Source organism: Cryptosporangium aurantiacum (assembly GCF_900143005.1).
Classification (GTDB): Bacteria; Actinomycetota; Actinomycetes; order Mycobacteriales; family Cryptosporangiaceae; genus Cryptosporangium; species Cryptosporangium aurantiacum.
Map to the genome: position 1 here is coordinate 1 of NZ_FRCS01000009.1, position 18,722 is coordinate 18,722.

Here is an 18,722-nt window from a genome sequence, read left to right on the forward strand (position 1 = left end):
CGGCGTCCGACCGCGATCGGCACATCGTCGGGTCCGAGGACGATGCGGTTGATCGCGGCGTCGCAGGCGATGCGGTCGATGGCTTCGAGGGGGAGGGTGTCGCCGAAGTCGGTGCGGCCTCCGTCGCCGGGTCCGGGGACCCACCGGCTGCCGGGAACCCAGATCCGGGGACCACGGCCGGAGCCGCTTCCCGGGCCCCGCCGGAGCTGCCGGGGCCGCTGTTGGGGCTGTTACCCCGGCCGCCGCCGGAGCCACGGCCGGGACCGCTGCCGGAGCGCGTGTCGGGACCGCCGGGGCCGCTGTCGGGGTAGTAGCGAGTGGGGGCCGCGGGTTCGGGTTGGGGCTGGGGGTCGGCGAGCCAGTCGGCAAGTACGTCCCAGTCCCACTCGCCGGTCCACTCCGGATCCGCCGCGGTGTCGGGGAACGGGTCGTCGGCCAGAACGGTGCGGCCGCCCGGGGTGCGGCGCAGATCGCTGGCGTGGACCAGCACCGTCAAGTGCGGCTGTTCGCCGGCTTTGGTGGGCAGGTCACCGCTGTCGAGGATTCGCCGGACCAGATCGGCGAGCATGTCGTGGCGGCGTTCGGCCGCCGACCGCATGTCCTCGGGATCGGGTGCGGGCATCGAGGTGAAGCAGGTCTGCAGCATCGCCCCGCACTCCGGCGACAACGACCCCTTCAGGTCCCAGATGTCGTCGATGGTCTGACCCAGGTACACCGCGCGTTCCGGATCTGGCGGGCGCTGTTTCTCCGGGACCAGGTTCTCGAGGATCCGCTTCGCGACCTGCCGTAGCTCGGAGGAGCTGAGCCGGTGGGCGTTCTCGAAAAGCATCTCCTCGGCTACCGGCACCAGCGCCGGGTCGACGGCGTCGACTTTCCGCGCCAGCCACGCTGCGACCTTCACGTGCCCGAACGACACCACACCCGCCGACAACGCTTCCGCGAAGCGCGGCAGATCCCGTAGACGACGTGAGGTATCCACCAGCGCGCTGGCCTCACCCGACGTCATCCTCAGGCGGCCCTGCAGCCAGGCCTTCGTCGAGGGCGCGCCGTTGTAGGCGACCGCACCACACCGGTGCACCGACCCCACCGCCGCGGCGAGCCCGGCGTTGCTACGCGGACGGCTTCTTCCCAGTCCTCCACCCGGCCGAGCTGTGCAGCGTCCGGGAGCCCGGCCAGGTCTTCCCCGGCTAGCTCCCGCAGCGCTGCGACGCACTCGGCCATCGAACTCATGTGCGAATTCTATCGACCCCCACCGACACAAAACCGCTTCCCACAGGCGCCTCGGCGCGCTTCGCGGTGGGCCCATGAGGCGCACGGGGCGGGACATCCGCGCGGCGATGAGGCGAGCCTGATCGATCGGGCGGGGCGGCTCGCTTACGAAACCAATCGCTCGCCGGCTCTGTGATCCGAGCCGGCCACGTCGGCCGACCGGTTGACCTCTGTCCACAGTGCATCAAGCGACAGCCCCAACACATCGGCGATCGCGGCGATGGTCGAGAACGCCGGCGTGGCAACGCGACCGGACTCGATCTTCCGGAGCGTCTCCGGTGAGACGCCCGCGTCCAACGCGGTGGTGAGCATCGAGCGCTGCCCCCGGGCATGTCGCAGGAGGGCGCCGAGACGCTGTCCGCGCTCGACCTCTGCGGGAGTGAGCGGCAACCTGACCATGGCACCGATTCTAGTACCGGCATAGTATTACCGGGATAGTTATTGGATGCGCGAAGAAGGCACCGGATGATCGAGATCTTGAACCCGACCGACCTGCCCCGAGCCCGGGAGGCAGGTGCCCTGGTCGGGGGCATATTGCAAACCCTCGAGGGCCGCAGCGCGGTCGGCACGAACCTCCTGGACATCGACCGGTGGGCCCAGGAGATGATCGTCGACGCCGGGGCGCTGTCCTGCTACGTCGACTACGAGCCGTCCTTCGGACGCGGGCCGTTCGGTCACTACATCTGCACGTCGGTCAACGACGCCGTGCTCCACGGGCTGCCCCACGACTACACGCTTGCCGACGGCGACCTGCTGACGCTCGACCTCGCCGTCTCGCTGGGCGGAGTCGTCGCGGACTCCGCGATCAGCTTCCTCGTGGGCGACTCGAAGCCGCCGGAGAGCGTCGCGATGATCCGCGCGACCGAGCGCGCGTTGCGTGCGGGAATCGCCGCAGCCGGCCCCGGGGCTCGCATCGGGGACCTCTCCCACGCCATCGGCTCGGTCCTCAGCGAGGCGGGGTACCAGATCAACACCGAGTTCGGCGGACATGGCGTCGGCTCGACGATGCACCAGGAGCCGCACATTTCGAACACCGGGCGGCCCGGCCGTGGCTACAAGCTACGACCCGGGCTGCTGCTGGCCCTGGAGCCATGGGTCATGGCGGACACCGCCAAACTCATCACCGACGCCGATGGCTGGACGCTCCGGAGCGCGACGGGCTGCCGGACCGCACACAGCGAACACACGATCTTCATCACCGACGACGGAGCCGAGGTTCTCACCCTGCCGAAGTGAGCCGGGTACTGACCTACCTCCCTGCGACGGGGCTGACCGCGATCGACGAGCTCGACACCGGCGAGCGCGGCGAGCCGGAACCCGCGGGCCTCACGCTCGCCGCGTGGATCCGCGCCATCCCGAAGACTGACGGGGCGGGTCCGGAACGGACCCGCCCCACGGACACGCGGTAGGTCAGTCGGTCAGCCGCGGTGGCGGCGTGCGGAGCGCCCAGCGGAACGCGCCGACGAGCAGGTCGACGACGAGGAACACGCCGAGCGTGATTCCGAGCAGCGGCATCGCCCAGCCGACGAACAGCGTCACCGGGATACCGACGACCAGGAACCAGCGCGGCAGCGTCCGCCAGCCGCCGCGCGGCGGCGCCGAGCCGAGAACGGCCTTACGGTCGCTGCGCGTGGGGCGCCGCTGCCACCACATGCGGTAGCCCCAGACGATGACGCAGAGCTGGCCGAGCGCGAGTGCGGCCAGCAGGATCTGGTTGACGAGTCCGAACAACTCGCCCATGTGCGCGCGGATGCCGATCTTCGTGAGCTTGGCGAGGAACGGCCAGTCCCCGTACTCCACCCGCTGCAGGACGTCGCCGGACGCGGGATCGACCGCGACCTGATCGAACCCGACCGGCCACAGGCCGTCGTCCTGCGCGACCGTGTACGCGGTGCTCGCGTCGGGCGGGATCGCGATGTCGAGCCGACCGTCCATCGGTCCGGCGGCCTCGAGGACCTGCTCGAGGGACGCGCCGGACGGCAGGTCCGATTCCCGCGGTTCGGCCGGCGCGGGGCTGCTGTGGTGGCCGCCGGTAGGGAGGGCGGCGTCCAGCGCGGGGGCGTGGCCCTGCATGGCGTCGAGCAGTGAACCGAACCGTGCACCGGCGTACTGCGACCAGGTGAGCCCGGTCGCGGAGAGGATCAGTAGTCCGACGATGGTCCAGACGCCGACCGACGCGTGCCAGCCGCGCGTCCGGCGGACGCCCTTCGCCTTCAGGTCGGGCAGCACCGCACGGCGACGCGCCGCGCGCTCACCGCGGTAGGCATGCTTGCGGCCGAGCCAGAGGACCAGGCCGCCAAGCGCGACGACCCAGAGCCAGGACGCGGCCAGCTCGGAGTAGAGCCGTCCGGTGTCGCCGAGATTCAGCGTGCGGTGGAAGCTGTCCAGCCAGGTCTGCAGGGGAGTGGCGCCGTACCAGGTGGTCAGCGTGCCGCGCACCTCGCCGGAGTACGGATCGACGTAGACGGTGCTGACCTTGTCCTCGGCCGCGAGCTCCGGGGTGGAGAACGAGATCTGGGTCGTCGCCTCCGGATCGTCGAACACCGAGACGGTGCTGAGGGTGCCGTCGGGATGGGCCTGGCGGGCCGCGGAGACCTGGTCGGCGAGCGGGACCTTTGTGTCGCGCACCGCGTCGACGCGGAGCTCCTGGCCGTAGACGACCTGGTTGAGCTGCGGCGCGAGCGTGTAGGCCAGGCCGGTCAGCGCGGCGACGAACAGGAACGGCGCGATGAGGATCCCGGCGTAGAAGTGCAGACGTCGCAACAGCGCCCAGCGCGCCGAGCGCGCAGGCGCCACTGCCCCCGCAGTCGCGGCCGGTTCGGCTGGTGAGGTCTGCGGTGGATCGGCGACGGCGGTGGTGGCGGTCGGTTCGGGAGTGTTCGGTTCGGTCTCGCGGGGTGGATCAGCGTTCACGGTCACGGGAAGCTCCAGACGTCATCGCGGCGGTACGCGAGAACGCGTCCGCCGTGCATGAGATGGGGTCAGTGGCGTGCCAGATGCGCCATCAGGCGCACCCAAACGTCAGAGCGACCGGACCGGTGGACCGCGGCGGACGACGGAACGCCGCCACGGCGGATCAGGGACTGCGACCGGACGTTCGGCGAGGCGCCACGGGGTCAGCCGCGGCGCCGGGGCCGGAACGGCGAGCCGGAGTAGAGCGAACAGCGCACCGAGCGACGGGACCCGGCGCGCGAGCCACCCCGCGACCCGCCAAATCGCGACCTCACCGGCGTAGAGCCAGCAGGCCGTCAGTGCTCCGGCGACGAGGTGGGCGCCGAGCATCGCGGCCGGGGAGTGCGGCGGGGCCATCACGTGCCCGCCCGCCGACGAGACGCTGAACACGACGTGCAGGACCGCCTGCGCCACCCCGAGCGCACCGACGATGACGACGAATCCGCGTCGGCGATTACCGAGCAGGGTGCCGAGGCCGAGCATCAGCCCGGCTCCGGCGACCATCCCGGCCGGCGCCGGGGTACCGCCGTGCGCCCAGCTGTGCAGCGTCACCGACAGACACAGGCTGACCAGCGCGAACATGGCAGCGCGCACCTCGCGGAGGAGCGATGGCTCCTCCGCGAGGCGTCGCTGTCCGGACGGCTGGATCACGCGGAACGACGCCTCCACACCAGCGCCACGCCGCCGACGATCACGACGAGCAGGCCCGCGGCCGCGGCCGCGAGCAACAGACCGTTCCCGCCCTCGTCCTCCTGAGCCGCCGAGACGGCAGCCGGAGACGGGGTGTCGACCGCGGACGGGGTGTCGGCCGCCGACGGCGTGGTCGGAGCAACAGGGCTCGGGCTCGGCGACGGCAGGTCCGCGGTGAACGTGTAGACGCCCTGCAGCGGGTGCCCGTCCGCGGACACGATCCGCCAGGCCACCGTGTACCTACCCGAGATCAGCGGCTTCACCGGCTGGGTGAGGGTCCGGTCGACGGCGCGGAGCGAGCCGGACTGGTAGCGCGCCCCGTCCGGACCGGTCACCACGACCGTGCTCAACGATCCCCGGACCACCTCGGCGAACGTCAGCGTGAGCTCGGTCGGCGCGGTGGTGACCGTGCTGTCGGCGGCCGGGCTGCTACTCGTCAGCCCGGAGTGCGCCCGCGCCGGTTGCGGCGTCAGCGCCAGCACGAACGCAACGACCAACGTCAGGACAGCACCTGCTCCCCGACCCAGCCGCCCTCGGCGCAGCCGGGCGGGATCGCAAAAACGGCGGATCCGATCGGTGTCGTCCACTGGTTCATCAGGTCCTGTTCGGCGAGTCGCTTCTGGATCGGGACGTACTGCTGCGCGATGTCGGCCTGGAACGCGGCGAAGATCAGCCCGCTGTCGGGGACGCCCGCCGCGTCCGGTTCGCCGTCGTAACTGTAAGGACGACGGAGAATGCGGAGCCGTTCATCGCTCACGTGTGCCCGGGTCACGTGCGCGAAGTTCGGCATCACCGGCAGGCCGACGGAGTCCACCGCGGTGAAGTCCGGCTCGTCGTGCTCGCGCTCGCCGGTCAGCGGCGCGCCCGTATCGAGCTTGCGGCCGACGGCAAGTTCCTTGTCGGTGCGCGACAGCTTGTCCCAGGTCTCGATCTCCATCCGGATCCGGCGGAGCACGAGCGTGGTGCTGTCCTTCAGCCAGACCGGGCCGTCACGGACCCACACCGCCGGATCGTACGACGGGCTACCGACGACCGGGTTGACCGTGCCGTCGAGCTGGCCCATCAGGTTACGGTGGGTGGCGCCGTCGGACTCGACGCCGCGCCCACGCCGGAACCCGCGCTGCACCCAGCGGACGGCCGCGAACGGCCTGGCGTCCTTGATGAGCATGCGTTGGGCGTGGGCGACCGTCGTCGCGTCGTCCGCACAGATCTGCAGGAGCAGATCACCGCCGGACCAGCGCGCCTGCAGGCGGTCGATGGCGAACGCGGGCAGGTCGACGGCGGACGCGGGCCGCCGCGCGGCCAGCCCGGCGGCCTCGTAGAGGCCGGGGCCGAAACCGAACGTGACGGTCAGCCGGGCCGGGAGCAGCGCGAGCTCGGCCTCGGTGTCGCCGAGCGCGGGCCGCCCCTGGGTGAGCCGGGCCGCGTCGTCGGTGAGCAGCCGCAGCATCCGGCCGAGGGCTGCCCGGTCGGTGCCGGGCTTGAGCGTGAACCCCACGAACGACGCGAACGCCTGCGGACGGGTGTCGACGCCCGACTGACGTCGGCCGTGGAACGGCTCGATCGCGTGCCCATAGTCCACGTCTTTCATTCGGACGACGGGCGCCGGCTCGTCGGAGGAGGCGGCCACCGCGGTCGCGGCGCCGACGAGCGCACCGCCGACGGCCGCGGCACCGCCGGTGAGCAGACCGCGCCTGTTCACGAGTGTGCGCCGGGGTCGTAGCTCTCCTCGGCGCCGGTGAACGGCTTGCCGACCGCGGTGAACGGCACGGTGCTGCCGTCGGACAGTGCGAGCGTGATCGTGACCTCGTCGCCAGGCTTCACCGGGGTTTTCACGCTCATGAACATCAGGTGGTCGCCGCCGGGCGAGAGCTCGTGCTTCCCGCCGGCGGGCAGCGTGAACCCGCCCTCCTTCGGCTGCATGAGCATCTTGCCGTCCTTCATCACCATCTCGTGCAGTTCCATCACGGAGACGGGCGAGGACGCGCCGACCACGGTCAGCGGCTTGTCGGTGGTGTTGACCAGCGTGCCGAACGCCGCGGTCATGCCCTTGTCGGCGGCCTTGACCCAGGGGTCGGTGACGGTGATCGCGGACGCGGCGGACGACGTGCTGGCGGTCGGGGTGCTGGGGGTAGGGGCGGTCGGGGTCGTGGTGGGCGTCGACGCATCGGTCGAGCCACCGCACCCGGCGAGCACGCCGGCGGAGAGGACGGTGGCGGCCAGCAGGGCGAGGCCGCGGGAACGAGAAGACATGGGAATACCTCACGGGGGTATCGAAACGGCAAGGGGGCAGACCCGGAGCCGTGAGGCGGCACGACACGCGCGCACCAGTAACCGTCGGCGGTCGCCGACGGGAGGGGGACGAGTCAGGCCGTCACGGCGACCGTGGACGGCGGCCCCCGCCGCTCCACGCTGCGCCGGAACACCGGAGCCGGCAGCGGCGCACGGAGCGCGGCGAGCCGGGGCCGGAAACGACGCGGCGCCGGGGCGAGCAGACGCAGCGCCACCAGCGCGAACAGCACACTCAGTGCGGGCATCCGTCGAGCGAGCCACCGCACGAGGCCCCACACCGCAACCTCACCGGCGTAGAGCCAGAGCGCGGTCAGCCCACCGGCCACCACGTGGGCGGCGAGCATCGTGCCGGGCGTCGGCATCGTCGTCATGACGTGCGCGCCGCCGGACGGGACGAGCGTGAACAGCCCGTGCAGCCCCGCCTGGGTGACGGCCAGACCCGCGGCGATCACCGGCAGGCCGCGCTGGCGACCGGTCAGCGGCAGCGCCACCGACAGGACCAGGCCGGCGCCGGCCATCAGCACCAGGATCGGTGGCTGGTCGCCGTGCGCCCAGGTGTGCAGCGTCACCGACAGGCTCAGACAGACCAGGACGAACACGAGGGCGCGCGCTTCGCGCAGCAGGCCCTGGCTCGTCATGCCGGAGATCATGCCAGACGCCGGGACGGCTCGGTGTCGGGGAGCGGACGGCGCGGCCGGTACGGTGACGGCGTGACGCGGCGCGGCGAGGACCACGGTGGCGCCGTGCCGCGCGGGCGCCTGGACAAGCGTCCGGCGATCCTCGACGCGGCGTTCGACGTGTTCTCCCAGGAGGGGTACGCGGCGGCCGGCGTCGAGGTGATCGCGGCGAAGGCCGGTGTCGCCAAGCACACCGTGTACAACCACTTCGGCGACAAGCTGGGGCTGCTGCGCGCGGTGATCGCGGTCGAGGCCGAGCGAACCGCCGCCCGGAACCTGGCCGCGCTGGACCCCCTGCGGAAGCCGGACGAGGACGTGCGGACCGTGCTCGAGCAGGCCGGGTTCCGCCTGCTGGAGTGCTTCAACGACGACCGATCGGCGGCCCTGCGTCGGCTGGCGTACGCCGAGGTCAGCCAGGCGCCCGAGCTGCTGGACCTGATCCAGGGCCGGTCGGTCGAGGCGGTGACGGAGCTTCTAATTGCACCGGCAGTGCAATCCGATGCACCGGGAGAGCCATGACGACGATCGAACACCGGGTCGCCAGGCTGGAGGACGGCCGGTGGCTGATCGCCCGGCCGCTCATCACGCCCGCCGCCGGGCTGGTGGCTCTCGGTGGGTTACCAGGCCGGGGGCGGCCCACGAGCCGCTGACTCGTGGGCTGCCCGGTCCGGCCGCGTCAGCGCCGCAGGGCGCGGCGGGCGAGCCAGTTCCCGAGGAACTGACCGGCCTGCACGATGACGACGATCGTCGCGACCGTGATGTAGACGACCGGCCAGTTGTAACGCTGCGAGCCGTACGTGATCGCGAAGTCGCCGAGGCCACCGCCGCCGAACAGCCCGGCCTGCGCGGACATGTCGACGATCGCCACGAAGATGAACGTGTAACCGAGGATCAACGGGCCCAGCGCCTCGGGGATCAGCACGGTGACCAGGATCCCGATCGGGCGGGCACCGGCGGCGCGGGCCGCCTCGACCACACCCGGGTCGACCGTGAGCAGGTTCTGCTCGACGATCCGGCTGATCGCGAACGCCGCCGACAGCGACAGCGCGAACGTCACCGCGTTCGTGCCGATCGTGGTCCCGATCGTGTGCAGCATCAGCGGCTGGATCGCGGTGATGAAGATGACGAACGGCACCGGCCGGACGACGTTCACCGCGATGTTGATCCCCACGAACACCGCCCGGTTGGACAGCAGGTTGCCCGGCCGTGTCGCGTACAGCACCAGGCCCAGGACCAGCCCGAGCAGACCGCCGACGACCAGCGAGATCGAGACGATGTAGAACGTCTGCTGGATGGCCTCCCGGTACACCGGGAGATTGCTGACGAACTCGTCCATGTCAGGCCTCTTCCTCGACCAGATCGACGCCGTCCGCGCGCAACGCCGCGAGGGCGGCGTCCACCGCGTCCTCGTCCCCGGTGAGCTCGAACGTCAGGCTGCCCACCGGACGCTCCTGGAGTTCGCTGATGCCGCCGAACACGATGTCCGCGGCCACCTGGTGGTCGAGGAACGTGCGGGCCAGCCGGGTCTGGAAGCCCTCCTGATCACGCACCCGGACCGTGATCAACCGTCCGGGGTGCCGGGCACGGAGGCGGGCCAGCGTCTCCGGCGACGGCCGGTCGCGCAGCGCGGTGCGCACGAACTGGGCGGCGGCCTCGGTCTTCGCTTGCGCGAAAACGTCGTAGGCGCTGCCGGTCTCGACGACCCGTCCGGAGTCGAGCACCGCGACCCGGTCGGCGACCGACCGGATGACGTCCAGCTCGTGGGTGATGATCACGATCGTGACGCCGAGATCGCGGTTGACCCGGCGCAACAGCGCCAGCACCTCACCGGTGGTCTCCGGGTCGAGCGCGCTGGTCGCCTCGTCCGCGAGCAGCAGCGACGGCTCGGTGGCCAGCGCGCGGGCGATGCCGACCCGCTGCTTCTGCCCGCCGGAGAGCTGTTCGGGGTGGTCGTGGGCGCGGTCGAGCAGCCCGACGAAGTCCAGCAGCCGCGCCACCCGCTTGTCGCGCTCGGGTTGTTTCACGCCCGCGACCTTCAGCGGGTACGCGACGTTGCCGGCCACCGTCCGCGACCGGAACAGGTTGAACTGCTGGAAGATCATCCCGATGTCGCGGCGCACCTCGCGGCGGCCCCGCTCGGACAGCGCGGTCAGCTCGCGCTCGCCGACGTGGACCTTCCCGGTCGTCGGCGTCTCCAGGCCGTTGATCAACCGCACCAGCGTGCTCTTGCCCGCCCCCGAATGGCCGATGACGCCGAACACCTCACCGCGGCGTATCTCCAGGTTGACGTCCTCGAGCGCCACCTGGGGCGCGGCCTTGCGGCCACGTCCGTTGAACGACTTGCCGACGTGCTCGAAGCGCACGTGTACCTCGGCGGGCATCGGTGTTTCCTCACTCCGAACGGCCCGGCGGATCGCCGGGCCGTTCGGTCTGGACGGGTGGATTACTTCTTCGCGTCGCGGGCCTGCTGCTCCACGGTCGCGAGGTCCTTCTGGAGCTGCTCCGGCGAGGTTGTGCGGAACACCGCGGTGCCGCTGTTCGCCTCCTGGACGCCCTTCTCGACCTCCGGGTCGTGGTAGAGCGCGGCGAGCTTCAGGTACGTCTCGTTCTTCGCGTCGGCCTTACGAGCGGTGAAGATGTTGACGTACGGCGCGGCGCTGGGGCTGCCCGGGTCGTCCTTGAAGATCGCCTGGGTCGGCTTGAGCCCGGCCGGCGTCGCGTAGTTGTTGTTCACGATCGCGGCGACCACCGAGCCGCTCTGCAGCGCACCGGCGGTCTGCGAGGCGTCGAGCGTGGTGACGTCGACCTTCTTGGTCTCGATGTCCTCGACGGTGGAGAACGCGCCGCCGCCGTTCTTCAGCGTCAGCAGCCCGGCGGCCTGGAGCACGAGCAGGCCACGCGCCTCGTTGATCGCGTCGTTCGGGATCGCGACCTTCGCGTTCGCCGGCAGCGACGCCGGGTCCTTGAACTTCAGCGAGTAGAGCGGCAGCGGGTAGACCGCGGTCGCGCCGATCGGCTGGAGGTCGTCACCCGCGGTGACGTTGTAGTTCGCCAGGTACTGGATGTGCTGGAACTGGTTGAGGTCCAGCTGCTTCTCCTTGAGCGCCGGGTTCGGCTGGCTGTAGTCGTTGAAGTTGACGAACTTCAGCGTGACGTCGAGCTCTTCGTCGGCGAGCTTCGAGAACGTCTTCCAGTACGGCTGCGACGCGTCGACGACACCGATGCTGATCGTCTGCTTGTCGCCGGAGCCGCTGTCGTCGTCCCCGCCGCGCGCCACCGCGAAGCCGATCAGCAGCGCGGCGACGACGACCACCGCGGCGGCGGCGATCCACACCGTGCGGCGCCGGCCGGCACCGCCGCGGGACGGCAGTCGCGGCTCGTCGGGCAGCTCTTCGGATTTGGAGTCGGGTGACTCGTTCTCGGACATGATGTCTCCAGGGATGGGGGTAGCCCGCGGGGCGGGCAGGGGAAAGCCCGCCCCACGGTGGAAGGGCTAGGCGAAAGGGCGGTGTGTCAGCGACACCGGGAGCCGGCGCCCCGGACGTGCCGGCTCATCCGGACGTGCCGGCCATCCGAAGTGGCCGGGCCGTCCGGTGCCGGGGCGTTCCGAGGGCCGAGCCCACGCCGCGCACGCCGGAGGTCCGTTGCGGACATCCCGGCGCAGATGTTCTGTGCGCGATCGCAGGCCTCCCTCTACGCGTGCTCCGTCGGAACGGCGTCCGACCCAGTGCGCGAAAGCCTAGCAGCCCGGTAGGCAAACTGAGGAAGCGGTTATCGAAGCGTGTCCGGACGCTCGCAGTTCGGCTCTCGGACACCTCCGCGCCGTACCGTCGGGCGGGTGCGACTGACGATCCTGGGCTGCCGGGCAGGGGTGCCCGCCGACGGTGAGCCGAGTTCGGGCTACCTGGTCGAGACCGCGGCGACCCGGCTGCTGCTGGACTGCGGACCGGGCATCGCCACCGCGCTCAGCGGCATCCTGCCCGCCGTCGACCTGGATGCGGTGATCCTCAGCCACCTGCACAGCGACCACTGCTACGACTTGCTGCCGATCGGGAAGTCGCTGCTCAACCGGCTGGCGCACTTCCCTGGCCTCGGCTTCGAGACGGCCGGGGAGTTCCGGCCGGTGCCGCTCTACGTCCCGGCCGGGAGCGGTGACCTGCTGCGCCGGTGGGCCGGGCTGTTCCCGGTCGCCTCGACGCCGATCCTGGACCGCGCGTTCGAGGTGGCCTTCGACGTCCGGGAGTACTCGCCGGGTGACGTCGTCACGGTGGGGGACTGCACGATCACGCTGGTCGAGCTGCGGCACGCGGCCCCGAACTGCGGCATCCGCGTGCTCGGCCCGGACAGCGCCCTGGCCTACACCGGTGACACCGGGATGACCCCGGCGCTGATCGACCTGGCGCGCGGCGTCGACCTGCTGGTGGCGGAGGCGACGCTGGCGGAACCCGATCCCGGACCGCACGGCCATCTCTGCGGCCGCGAGGCCGGCCGCGTGGCGGCCGAAGCGGCCGTCGGTGCGCTGCTGCTGACCCATCTGCCCACGCGCGACAAGGCCTGGTTGGACGCCAATCGCGCGGCCGCCGCCGGTGAGTTCGACGGTCCGATCCGGATCGCACGCCCCGCCGAGCGCATCGAGATCCGCGCAGGCCGCTAGCCGGGTTCGCCGGGCCGTCAGGGTCGCCGGGCTCTCGGGCCGGCGGGTCAGCAGGGGCGGGCGGGGCCCCAGGCGCCGGGGTGGGCCGCGGCGTCGGCGATCGTGACCGCGGCCTCGCGGAAGCCGGCGCGCGCTGCCGGTGACAGCGGCTCCAGCAGACCGGCGATTTCGCCGGTGACCTCGCTGTGGAACGCGCGTGCCGAGCGTCGTCCGTCCTCGGTGAGCACTACCTGCACCGCGCGGCGATCACCGGGAACCACCGAGCGTTCGACCAGGCCGCGCTGTTCCGCCCGGTCGACCAGCCCGGTCAGGTTCGCCTTACCGACCCCGAAGAGGCGGGCGAGCTCGGCCATGCCGCGCGGCTGCTGGGCCAGGACGCAGAGCAGCCGCCCCTGCACCGCCGTCAGGTCGTGACGCTCCGCGACCCGCGCGAACGTGCCCTGCACCAGCCCGGAGAGCTGGATCAACGCGAGCGCGTCGGTGTTCTCGGCCACGGCGCTCATCGTACAGGTGCCAGACAGTTCATCCCATGTACTATCCAGGGCATGAACTTCACGGACGAAGAGGTCACGTACATCCGCTCGCAGCGGCTCGCCCGCATCGCCACGGTCTCCTCCGGTGGGCAGCCCGACGTCGTGCCGGTCGGCTACGAGTTCGACGGCGAGCGTTTTGTCATCGGCGGCTACGACCCGACGAACACCCGCCGCGCGCGCAACGTGCGCGACGGCAACGAGCTGGTCGCGCTGGTCATCGACGACCTCGCGTCCACGAACCCGTGGACACCGCGGTACCTCCGGGTCTACGGCACCGCCGAGCTCGTCGACCGCGGTGGGCACGACGTTCTCGTGGTCACCCCGGAGACGTCGTGGAGCCTGAACCTGGCCGGTGAGTGGTCGGCGGGCAGCGGTGGCCGCATCGCACCACGCAAGGCCCAGCACCGGTAGGTTTCAGGGGGCGTCGGCCTCCAGGCGGGACTTGAACTCGGGACAGGCGACCAGCGGGGTGTGGGTGCAGGTCGCGGCGTGGCGGAGGCTGTCGCGCATCCGTGTGAGGCGAGCGATGTCCTCCTCCAGCGCGTGCGCCTTCGCCGCCATCTGCTTCCGCAGCTCGTCGTCGCCGGGCGTCGCGACGAGGAACCGGGCGATCTGGGCCAGCGTGAACCCCGCCGCGCGTGCGCACCCGATGAGCGTGATCCGGTCCAGGACCGCGGGGTCGTAGGTGCGGCGCAGCCCGTTGCGGCCGCTCGATTCGATCAGCCCGCGCCGCTCGTAGAAGCGCAGCGCCGACGCGGTCAGACCGGTCCGCGACGCGACGTCGGCGATGTCCAGTTCGTCGGTGCGCACGCTCCGACCCCCTTTCGGCTTGACTTGAACCATAGTTCAAGTCAGAGGCTCGAGCGCGTCGCATCCGCTTCGCCTTCGGGAGAGCCTCGCCATGCCGCTGCACCCTCAAGTCCGGGAACACCTGGATCGCCTGGCCGCCGTCAACTTCGCCGGACTCCACACCGTCACGCCCGAGCTGGCACGTGCCGGGGCGCGCCGGCTGACCGCGGCGTCCGCCGGTGAGCGCCAGGACGTCGCCGCGGTGACCGACCGCACGGTGGGGGACGGCGTTCCGGTGCGGATCTACCGCCCGCTGGGCGTGCCTGCGGACGACCGCGCGCTGCCCGTCGTCGTGTTCTTCCACGGCGGCGGGTACGTGCTCGGCGACCTCGACTCCCACGACGGTCTGGCGCGTGCACTGGCCAACGGCTCGGGGAGCGTCGTCGTGTCGGTCGACTACCCGCTCGCGCCCGAGCACAAGTTCCCGGTGCAGGTCGACACCGGGTTCGCCGCGACGACGTGGGTCGCCGAGCACGCCGCGGAACTCGGGGTGGATCCGGCGCGGCTCGCGGTGGCGGGCGACAGCGCGGGCGGCAACCTCGCCGCGGTCGTCACGCTGAAGGCCCGCGCCGCCGGGGCCCCGCGGATCCGGTTCCAGCTGCTGATCTACCCCGACCTGGACTTCCGGCGGACGAACTACTCGATCACCACGTTCGCCGGGCAGTACGGCAACGTGGCCCGGGAGGCGCAGGAGTGGTTCATGGAGCACTACCTCGCCGACGCACGGGACCGGCTCGACCCGCTGGTGTCACCGCTGCTGGAGCCGGATCTCTCCGGGCTGCCGCCCGCGTTCGTCCTCACTGCCGAGTACGACGCGCTGCGGGACGAGGGTGAGCAGTACGGCGAGCGCCTCGCGGCGGCCGGCGTACCGGTGACCGTGAAACGGTACGACGGGATGATCCACGAGTTCCTCCGCCACCCGTTCGACGACGCCGCGGTGGCCCTCGTGGACGCGACCGCCGCTCTCCGCGCGGGCCTGAAACCTCTCTGACCGCGGCTCGCCAAATGAAACGCGGATCAGTCCTGCTATAGCACGACTGATCCGCGTTTCATCCCGTCGTCGATCTTGGTCACAGTGCACCGGGACCGGTCGTGCGGCGGATCATTGCATCCTGGGAACAGCTGGCCACCAGGCGGCCGCCCGCGGTGTGGACCTCGCCGGTTCCGTAGGCGCGACCGCCGCCGGCGAACGTGCTGCGGAACGTGAGCAGCAGCCACTCGTCGGCGGCGAACTCGTCGTGGAACGTCAGCGCATGGGTCACCGGGCCGGTGGAGAGCGTGTGGTGGGCCTGCGCCAGCCCGAGGCCGGGGTGCGGGCGCAGCGCGGTTCCGATCAGGAAACCGACGCTCGCCCAGGCCAGCAGCGGGTGGGCGGCGCCGGGCCGCGAGGTGTGGAACCGGGACCACACCCGCAGCTCCGGCGGGCCCACCGCGTCCGGGTCGCCGAGGTCGACGTCCTCGGTGAATCGGTACTCCCAGCCGTCCAGCATCGGCGGCTGCGGGTACGCCTCGTCGGGCTTCGGGACGTCCGGTAGGGCGGACGCGTGCCGGATCAGGTCGTCGTCCGGAGCGTCCAACAGCAGTTGAGCGCGGGCCAGCCGACGCTGACCCTGGCCGACGCTGACGGTCAACCCGGCGAACGTCCGCCCCTCGTGCAGCGTGTCGACGGTCAGCGTCACCGGTGCGTCCGGACGTCCGGTCCGGGCGAACGTGGTGTGGATCGACCGGACGCTCTTGCCGGGGTGCGCGGCGGCGGCGACGGCCAGTGCCTGCCCGATGAGCTGGCCGCCGAACACCGCCGGGCCGCCGGTCGTCACGCAGTCGCCCTGCCAGACCCCGGCGTCCAGCGACCGCAGCCGGAGGGCGTCGAGGACGTCGTCTACGGAGGCCCCAGAAGCGCCAGAAGCCCCAGAAGTCCCAGAAGCCCCAGAAACCACAGCCGGCTCCTTTCAGAAGTTCGTGCCGCCGTCGATGTTGATCAGCGCGCCGGTCAGGTAACCGGCTCGTGGGGAGAGGAGGAACGCGATCAGCTCACCGGCCTCCTCGGGGCGGCCCGGACGCCGCAGGGCGACGTCGAGGTGCCACTCCTCGACCATCACCCGCTCCAGAACCCCCTCCGGCGGGACGCCGCGCTCGGCCGCGAGGTGGGCCCGCAGTCCGGACAACGCGCCGGTCTCGATCGCGCCCGGACAGACGCAGTTCGCCCGGACGCCCCGGGGCCCGTACGCCTTCGCGATGCCTTTGGTGAACGTGGCGACGCCACTCTTGAGCGAGGCGTAGGGCAGCCGGGCGATTTCCGGGGCGCGGATGCTGTAGGCGGCGGTGGTGACGATCGTGCCGCCCTTGCGTTCGACGTAGGGCAGCGCGGCCTGGACGCTGCGGACGGTGCCGAGCAGGACGTCCTGGAACGCGGCGGTCCAGCGCTCGTCGTCCACCTCGATCGGGTCGTGTCCGATCAGGCCGGTCGTGACCGCGATCCCGTCGAGGCCGCCGAGCCGCTCGGCGGCCTCGGTGACCGCCGCGGCGGCCGACCCGGGGTGGCTGACGTCCGCGGCCACCGCGAACGCCTCGGCCGCACCCGCCTCGGACAGAGTCGAGGCGGCTTCGGTGCCGCGACCGGCGTCGCGGCCCACGACGGCGAGACGCGCGCCGTCGTGGGCCAGCTCCCGTGCCGCCGCGAACCCCATGCCGGCGGTGCCACCGACGACGACGTAGGCCCGGTCGCGGACGAGGAGGTCCATTATTTGGTCCTCGCGGCGCGCCAGTCGACGATGCCGTCCTCGGGCCGCGCGAGCGGGAACTTGTCGTCGTGGATCTGCGCCCAGTGCGCGTGGTTGAGCTCGTGCAGCGTGAAGCAGGAGTTCAGCGCGTTGGTGAAGCCCATCTGGTCGACGGTCTGGTTGACCGACTCCTTGATCAGGAGCGACGTGACGGTGGGCAGCCGGGCGATCGTGCGCGCGAACTCCAGCGTCTTCTCCGGCAGCTCGGCCTCCGGGTAGAGCTTGCTGATCATGCCCAGGCGGTGCGCCTCGTCCGCGGTCAGCGAATCGCCGGTGAGCAGCAGCTCCTTGGCCTTGCGCGGCCCGAACTCCCACGGGTGGCCGAAGTACTCGACGCCGCACATGCCCAGCCGCTGCCCGACGACGTCCGAGAACACGGTGTCGTCCGCGGAGACGATCAGGTCGCAGGCCCACATCAGCATCAGGCCCGCGGAGAACACCTTGCCGTGGACCTGCGCGATCGTGATCTTCCGCAGGTCGCGCCAGCGCTTGGTGTTCTGGAAGAAGTAGTGCCACTCCTGCAGGTACAGCCGCTCGACGCTGCTGCGGCTGCCGCCGTTGACCTGCCAGGTCGGGTGCTGGCCGGGGCCGGGCGTGACCTCCGCGATGCTCTGCTTCGAGCCGACGTCGTGGCCGGCGGAGAACATCGGCCCGGCGCCGCCGAGGATCACGACCCGGACGTCGTCGTCGGCCTCGGCGGCGAGGAACGCCTCGTTGAGCTCGACGAGCAGGCCGCGGTTCTGTGCGTTGCGCTGGTCGGGGCGGTTGAGCAGGATCCGGACGATCGCGCCGTCGTCGAGCGTCTCGACCGTGAGGTACTCGTAGTCGCTCACGCGGCAAGCACCGACTCGGTCGGGTCGACGCCCATCAGGCGGGCCAGGTTGCCACCCATGATCTTCGCCTTGTCCTCTTCTTTCAGGGGCTCGATCTCGTCGACGAACGTGACCGGGTCGAACATGCCCTCGGGGTGCGGGTAGTCGGAGCCGAAGACGACGCGGTCGACGCCGACGGTCTCGACCAGGCCGACGACGTCCTCCTCGTAGAACGGGTTGAAGACCACCGACCGCAGCAGCGCCTCGATCGGGTCCTCGTCGAAGATGTCCGGCCGCCGGTCGTAGACGCTGCGCAGGCCGTCGATCATCGGCTTGACCCAGACGCTGCCGTTCTCGATCGGCATGAACCGGATGTCCGGGAAGCGCGTCGCGAGGCCGTGAGTGACGATCGAGGTGACGAGGTCCTTGATCGTCCGGTGCTCGGCGGAGACCACCGCGGAGAACGCCGACGGACGGCCCTTGGCGAACGGGACGTACTCGCCGACGTGCCCCTCCCACTCGTTGAGGTAGCGGGTGAAACCGTCGTCGGAGGCGTGCAGGCCGACGACGATGCCGGCGTCCTGGACGATCTTCCAGAACCGGTCGTACTCCGGCAGCGCCAGCGAGCGGCGCCGTCCGCCGTAGTCGGGCACGGGCGCGGGCCGGATGAGGACGGCGCGAGCGCCGCGTTCGAGCACCCACTCCAGCTCGGCGATCGCCTTGTCCACGATGGGCAGCGTGATCACCGGCGTCGGGAAGATCCGGTTCTCGAAGTTGAACGTCCAGTGCTCGTGCATCCACTGGTTGAGCGCGTGGATGACGGCGTGGGTGGCGTCCGGGTCGTCGGCCAGGCGCTCCTCCAGGAGGCTGGCCAGCGTCGGCCACATCATCGACCGGTCGATCTTGAGCTCGTCCAGGAGCTCCAGCCGCTCGGCCGGGTTGAAGAACGCCGGGATCGCCTCGATGTAGCGCGGCGGTGGCGCGATCTCCTTGTCTCCGGGCTGGGCCTTCGTCTTCGACGACGGGTTCTTGAGCCGGAACTCGAGCTCCTGGGCGCCGGGCGGAGCGACCTTGTTGAACGTCGGGTTCGGGATGTACTCGCTGATCACGTTCCGTAAGGCGATCTTCGTGCGGCCGTTGATCTGCACGTACTTCACCAGGCCCGCGTACTCCTCGGGCAGGTACTTCGTGAACGCGTCGGTGGTCTCGTACAT

General features: G+C 71.1%; 24 protein-coding genes. 7 read left to right on the top strand and 17 right to left on the bottom strand.

Annotation, left to right across the window (positions count from 1 at the left end):
• Together BUB75_RS26905 and BUB75_RS26910 are read right to left on the bottom strand one after the other, a co-directional pair.
• The coding region (locus BUB75_RS26905; RefSeq protein WP_178379989.1) for a DUF222 domain-containing protein at nucleotides 1-1,078 on the bottom strand (1,078 nt) is incomplete at its 3' end.
• A 296-nt stretch (nucleotides 1,079-1,374) separates the two neighbouring features.
• A complete protein-coding gene (locus tag BUB75_RS26910) occupies nucleotides 1,375-1,668 on the bottom strand; it encodes a helix-turn-helix domain-containing protein (RefSeq protein WP_073260638.1) in 294 nt (97 codons plus the stop codon).
• A 66-nt stretch (nucleotides 1,669-1,734) separates the two neighbouring features.
• Here BUB75_RS26910 and map point away from each other — a divergent pair, with 66 nt between their 5' ends.
• On the top strand, nucleotides 1,735-2,505 hold the full coding sequence (map, locus tag BUB75_RS26915) for a type I methionyl aminopeptidase (protein WP_073260639.1): 771 nt from the start codon (nucleotides 1,735-1,737) through the stop codon (nucleotides 2,503-2,505).
• Nucleotides 2,502-2,678 (top strand): hypothetical protein, encoded by a 177-nt coding sequence (locus BUB75_RS46485; protein WP_178379990.1) that lies wholly within the window; start codon nucleotides 2,502-2,504, stop codon nucleotides 2,676-2,678. Before map ends, BUB75_RS46485 begins: the two co-directional genes overlap by 4 nt.
• Before the next feature lies 1 nt (nucleotide 2,679).
• Here the strand turns inward: BUB75_RS46485 and BUB75_RS26920 are convergent, their stop codons facing one another.
• The 6 genes from BUB75_RS26920 to BUB75_RS26945 form a co-directional block, all read right to left on the bottom strand.
• Nucleotides 2,680-4,188 carry a PepSY-associated TM helix domain-containing protein gene (locus BUB75_RS26920; protein WP_143175426.1) on the bottom strand — a complete coding sequence of 503 codons (1,509 nt, stop codon included), beginning with the start codon at nucleotides 4,186-4,188 and terminating at the stop codon, nucleotides 2,680-2,682.
• Nucleotides 4,189-4,290: 102 nt separating this feature from the next.
• Nucleotides 4,291-4,872 carry a hypothetical protein gene (locus tag BUB75_RS26925; RefSeq protein ID WP_143175427.1) on the bottom strand — a complete coding sequence of 194 codons (582 nt, stop codon included), beginning with the start codon at nucleotides 4,870-4,872 and terminating at the stop codon, nucleotides 4,291-4,293.
• Nucleotides 4,869-5,408, bottom strand: coding sequence for a copper resistance CopC family protein (locus BUB75_RS26930; protein WP_178379991.1), 540 nt, complete (start codon nucleotides 5,406-5,408; stop codon nucleotides 4,869-4,871). The genes BUB75_RS26925 and BUB75_RS26930 overlap by 4 nt, the downstream gene beginning before the upstream one ends.
• 2 nt (nucleotides 5,409-5,410) lie before the next feature.
• Nucleotides 5,411-6,613 carry a Dyp-type peroxidase gene (locus tag BUB75_RS26935; RefSeq protein WP_073260641.1) on the bottom strand — a complete coding sequence of 401 codons (1,203 nt, stop codon included), beginning with the start codon at nucleotides 6,611-6,613 and terminating at the stop codon, nucleotides 5,411-5,413.
• Nucleotides 6,610-7,164, bottom strand: a complete 555-nt coding sequence (locus BUB75_RS26940) for a copper chaperone PCu(A)C (RefSeq protein ID WP_073260642.1) — start codon at nucleotides 7,162-7,164, stop codon at nucleotides 6,610-6,612. The genes BUB75_RS26935 and BUB75_RS26940 overlap by 4 nt, the downstream gene beginning before the upstream one ends.
• 113 nt (nucleotides 7,165-7,277) lie before the next feature.
• Nucleotides 7,278-7,841 (bottom strand): hypothetical protein, encoded by a 564-nt coding sequence (locus BUB75_RS26945; protein ID WP_143175428.1) that lies wholly within the window; start codon nucleotides 7,839-7,841, stop codon nucleotides 7,278-7,280.
• A 72-nt stretch (nucleotides 7,842-7,913) separates the two neighbouring features.
• On the opposite strand from BUB75_RS26945, the gene BUB75_RS26950 reads away from it, so the two are divergent.
• Both BUB75_RS26950 and BUB75_RS48200 read left to right on the top strand, forming a co-directional pair.
• Nucleotides 7,914-8,399 carry a TetR/AcrR family transcriptional regulator gene (locus BUB75_RS26950; protein WP_084741791.1) on the top strand — a complete coding sequence of 162 codons (486 nt, stop codon included), beginning with the start codon at nucleotides 7,914-7,916 and terminating at the stop codon, nucleotides 8,397-8,399.
• A complete protein-coding gene (locus tag BUB75_RS48200) occupies nucleotides 8,396-8,530 on the top strand; it encodes a hypothetical protein (RefSeq protein WP_281248374.1) in 135 nt (44 codons plus the stop codon). The genes BUB75_RS26950 and BUB75_RS48200 overlap by 4 nt, the downstream gene beginning before the upstream one ends.
• Nucleotides 8,531-8,556: 26 nt before the next feature.
• On the opposite strand, the gene BUB75_RS26955 is transcribed toward BUB75_RS48200, so the two are convergent.
• The 3 genes from BUB75_RS26955 to BUB75_RS26965 all read right to left on the bottom strand — a co-directional run bounded on the left by BUB75_RS26955 (nucleotide 8,557) and on the right by BUB75_RS26965 (nucleotide 11,307).
• A complete protein-coding gene (locus tag BUB75_RS26955) occupies nucleotides 8,557-9,216 on the bottom strand; it encodes a methionine ABC transporter permease (protein WP_073260644.1) in 660 nt (219 codons plus the stop codon).
• Nucleotide 9,217: 1 nt separating this feature from the next.
• Nucleotides 9,218-10,261 carry a methionine ABC transporter ATP-binding protein gene (locus BUB75_RS26960; RefSeq protein WP_073260645.1) on the bottom strand — a complete coding sequence of 348 codons (1,044 nt, stop codon included), beginning with the start codon at nucleotides 10,259-10,261 and terminating at the stop codon, nucleotides 9,218-9,220.
• Nucleotides 10,262-10,323: 62 nt separating this feature from the next.
• Nucleotides 10,324-11,307: a MetQ/NlpA family ABC transporter substrate-binding protein gene (locus BUB75_RS26965; protein WP_073260646.1), complete on the bottom strand. Its 984-nt coding sequence runs from the start codon at nucleotides 11,305-11,307 to the stop codon at nucleotides 10,324-10,326.
• Nucleotides 11,308-11,718: 411 nt separating this feature from the next.
• Here BUB75_RS26965 and BUB75_RS26970 point away from each other — a divergent pair, with 411 nt between their 5' ends.
• A complete protein-coding gene (locus BUB75_RS26970) occupies nucleotides 11,719-12,534 on the top strand; it encodes an MBL fold metallo-hydrolase (protein WP_073260647.1) in 816 nt (271 codons plus the stop codon).
• Between the two features lie 47 nt (nucleotides 12,535-12,581).
• Here the strand turns inward: BUB75_RS26970 and BUB75_RS26975 are convergent, their stop codons facing one another.
• On the bottom strand, nucleotides 12,582-13,028 hold the full coding sequence (locus BUB75_RS26975) for a MarR family winged helix-turn-helix transcriptional regulator (protein WP_178379992.1): 447 nt from the start codon (nucleotides 13,026-13,028) through the stop codon (nucleotides 12,582-12,584).
• 51 nt (nucleotides 13,029-13,079) lie between these two features.
• Here BUB75_RS26975 and BUB75_RS26980 point away from each other — a divergent pair, with 51 nt between their 5' ends.
• Nucleotides 13,080-13,478: a PPOX class F420-dependent oxidoreductase gene (locus tag BUB75_RS26980; RefSeq protein ID WP_073260649.1), complete on the top strand. Its 399-nt coding sequence runs from the start codon at nucleotides 13,080-13,082 to the stop codon at nucleotides 13,476-13,478.
• 3 nt (nucleotides 13,479-13,481) lie between these two features.
• Here BUB75_RS26980 and BUB75_RS26985 read toward each other — a convergent pair whose 3' ends face one another.
• Nucleotides 13,482-13,910: a MerR family transcriptional regulator gene (locus tag BUB75_RS26985; RefSeq protein WP_073260650.1), complete on the bottom strand. Its 429-nt coding sequence runs from the start codon at nucleotides 13,908-13,910 to the stop codon at nucleotides 13,482-13,484.
• Between the two features lie 58 nt (nucleotides 13,911-13,968).
• Here BUB75_RS26985 and BUB75_RS26990 point away from each other — a divergent pair, with 58 nt between their 5' ends.
• The gene (locus tag BUB75_RS26990; protein WP_073260651.1) at nucleotides 13,969-14,907 is read left to right on the top strand and encodes an alpha/beta hydrolase; all 939 of its coding nucleotides are present in this window, start codon (nucleotides 13,969-13,971) and stop codon (nucleotides 14,905-14,907) included.
• Nucleotides 14,908-14,986: 79 nt separating this feature from the next.
• On the opposite strand, the gene BUB75_RS26995 is transcribed toward BUB75_RS26990, so the two are convergent.
• Genes BUB75_RS26995 through BUB75_RS27010 form a run of 4 tightly spaced genes read right to left on the bottom strand, consistent with a single transcriptional unit; the run spans nucleotide 14,987 to nucleotide 18,722 of the window.
• Nucleotides 14,987-15,853, bottom strand: a complete 867-nt coding sequence (locus BUB75_RS26995; protein ID WP_073260652.1) for an acyl-CoA thioesterase — start codon at nucleotides 15,851-15,853, stop codon at nucleotides 14,987-14,989.
• A 12-nt stretch (nucleotides 15,854-15,865) separates the two neighbouring features.
• Nucleotides 15,866-16,657 (bottom strand): SDR family oxidoreductase, encoded by a 792-nt coding sequence (locus BUB75_RS27000; RefSeq protein WP_073260653.1) that lies wholly within the window; start codon nucleotides 16,655-16,657, stop codon nucleotides 15,866-15,868.
• The gene (locus BUB75_RS27005) at nucleotides 16,657-17,529 is read right to left on the bottom strand and encodes an enoyl-CoA hydratase (protein ID WP_073260654.1); all 873 of its coding nucleotides are present in this window, start codon (nucleotides 17,527-17,529) and stop codon (nucleotides 16,657-16,659) included. The genes BUB75_RS27000 and BUB75_RS27005 overlap by 1 nt, the downstream gene beginning before the upstream one ends.
• Nucleotides 17,526-18,722, bottom strand: a complete 1,197-nt coding sequence (locus BUB75_RS27010; RefSeq protein WP_073260946.1) for an amidohydrolase family protein — start codon at nucleotides 18,720-18,722, stop codon at nucleotides 17,526-17,528. The genes BUB75_RS27005 and BUB75_RS27010 overlap by 4 nt, the downstream gene beginning before the upstream one ends.

Bases quoted from the DNA above. Each gene is read 5' to 3' on its own strand.
- BUB75_RS26965 (WP_073260646.1), bottom strand. From the start codon at position 11,307: ATGTCCGAGAACGAGTCACCCGACTCCAAATCCGAAGAGCTGCCCGAC.
- BUB75_RS27000 (WP_073260653.1), bottom strand. From the start codon at position 16,657: ATGGACCTCCTCGTCCGCGACCGGGCCTACGTCGTCGTCGGTGGCACC.
- BUB75_RS26955 (WP_073260644.1), bottom strand. From the start codon at position 9,216: ATGGACGAGTTCGTCAGCAATCTCCCGGTGTACCGGGAGGCCATCCAG.
- BUB75_RS26960 (WP_073260645.1), bottom strand. From the start codon at position 10,261: ATGCCCGCCGAGGTACACGTGCGCTTCGAGCACGTCGGCAAGTCGTTC.
- map (WP_073260639.1), top strand. From the start codon at position 1,735: ATGATCGAGATCTTGAACCCGACCGACCTGCCCCGAGCCCGGGAGGCA.
- BUB75_RS26985 (WP_073260650.1), bottom strand. From the start codon at position 13,910: ATGGTTCAAGTCAAGCCGAAAGGGGGTCGGAGCGTGCGCACCGACGAA.
- BUB75_RS26990 (WP_073260651.1), top strand. From the start codon at position 13,969: ATGCCGCTGCACCCTCAAGTCCGGGAACACCTGGATCGCCTGGCCGCC.
- BUB75_RS26980 (WP_073260649.1), top strand. From the start codon at position 13,080: ATGAACTTCACGGACGAAGAGGTCACGTACATCCGCTCGCAGCGGCTC.
- BUB75_RS48200 (WP_281248374.1), top strand. From the start codon at position 8,396: ATGACGACGATCGAACACCGGGTCGCCAGGCTGGAGGACGGCCGGTGG.
- BUB75_RS27010 (WP_073260946.1), bottom strand. From the start codon at position 18,722: ATGTACGAGACCACCGACGCGTTCACGAAGTACCTGCCCGAGGAGTAC.
- BUB75_RS26945 (WP_143175428.1), bottom strand. From the start codon at position 7,841: ATGACGAGCCAGGGCCTGCTGCGCGAAGCGCGCGCCCTCGTGTTCGTC.
- BUB75_RS26940 (WP_073260642.1), bottom strand. From the start codon at position 7,164: ATGTCTTCTCGTTCCCGCGGCCTCGCCCTGCTGGCCGCCACCGTCCTC.
- BUB75_RS26910 (WP_073260638.1), bottom strand. From the start codon at position 1,668: ATGGTCAGGTTGCCGCTCACTCCCGCAGAGGTCGAGCGCGGACAGCGT.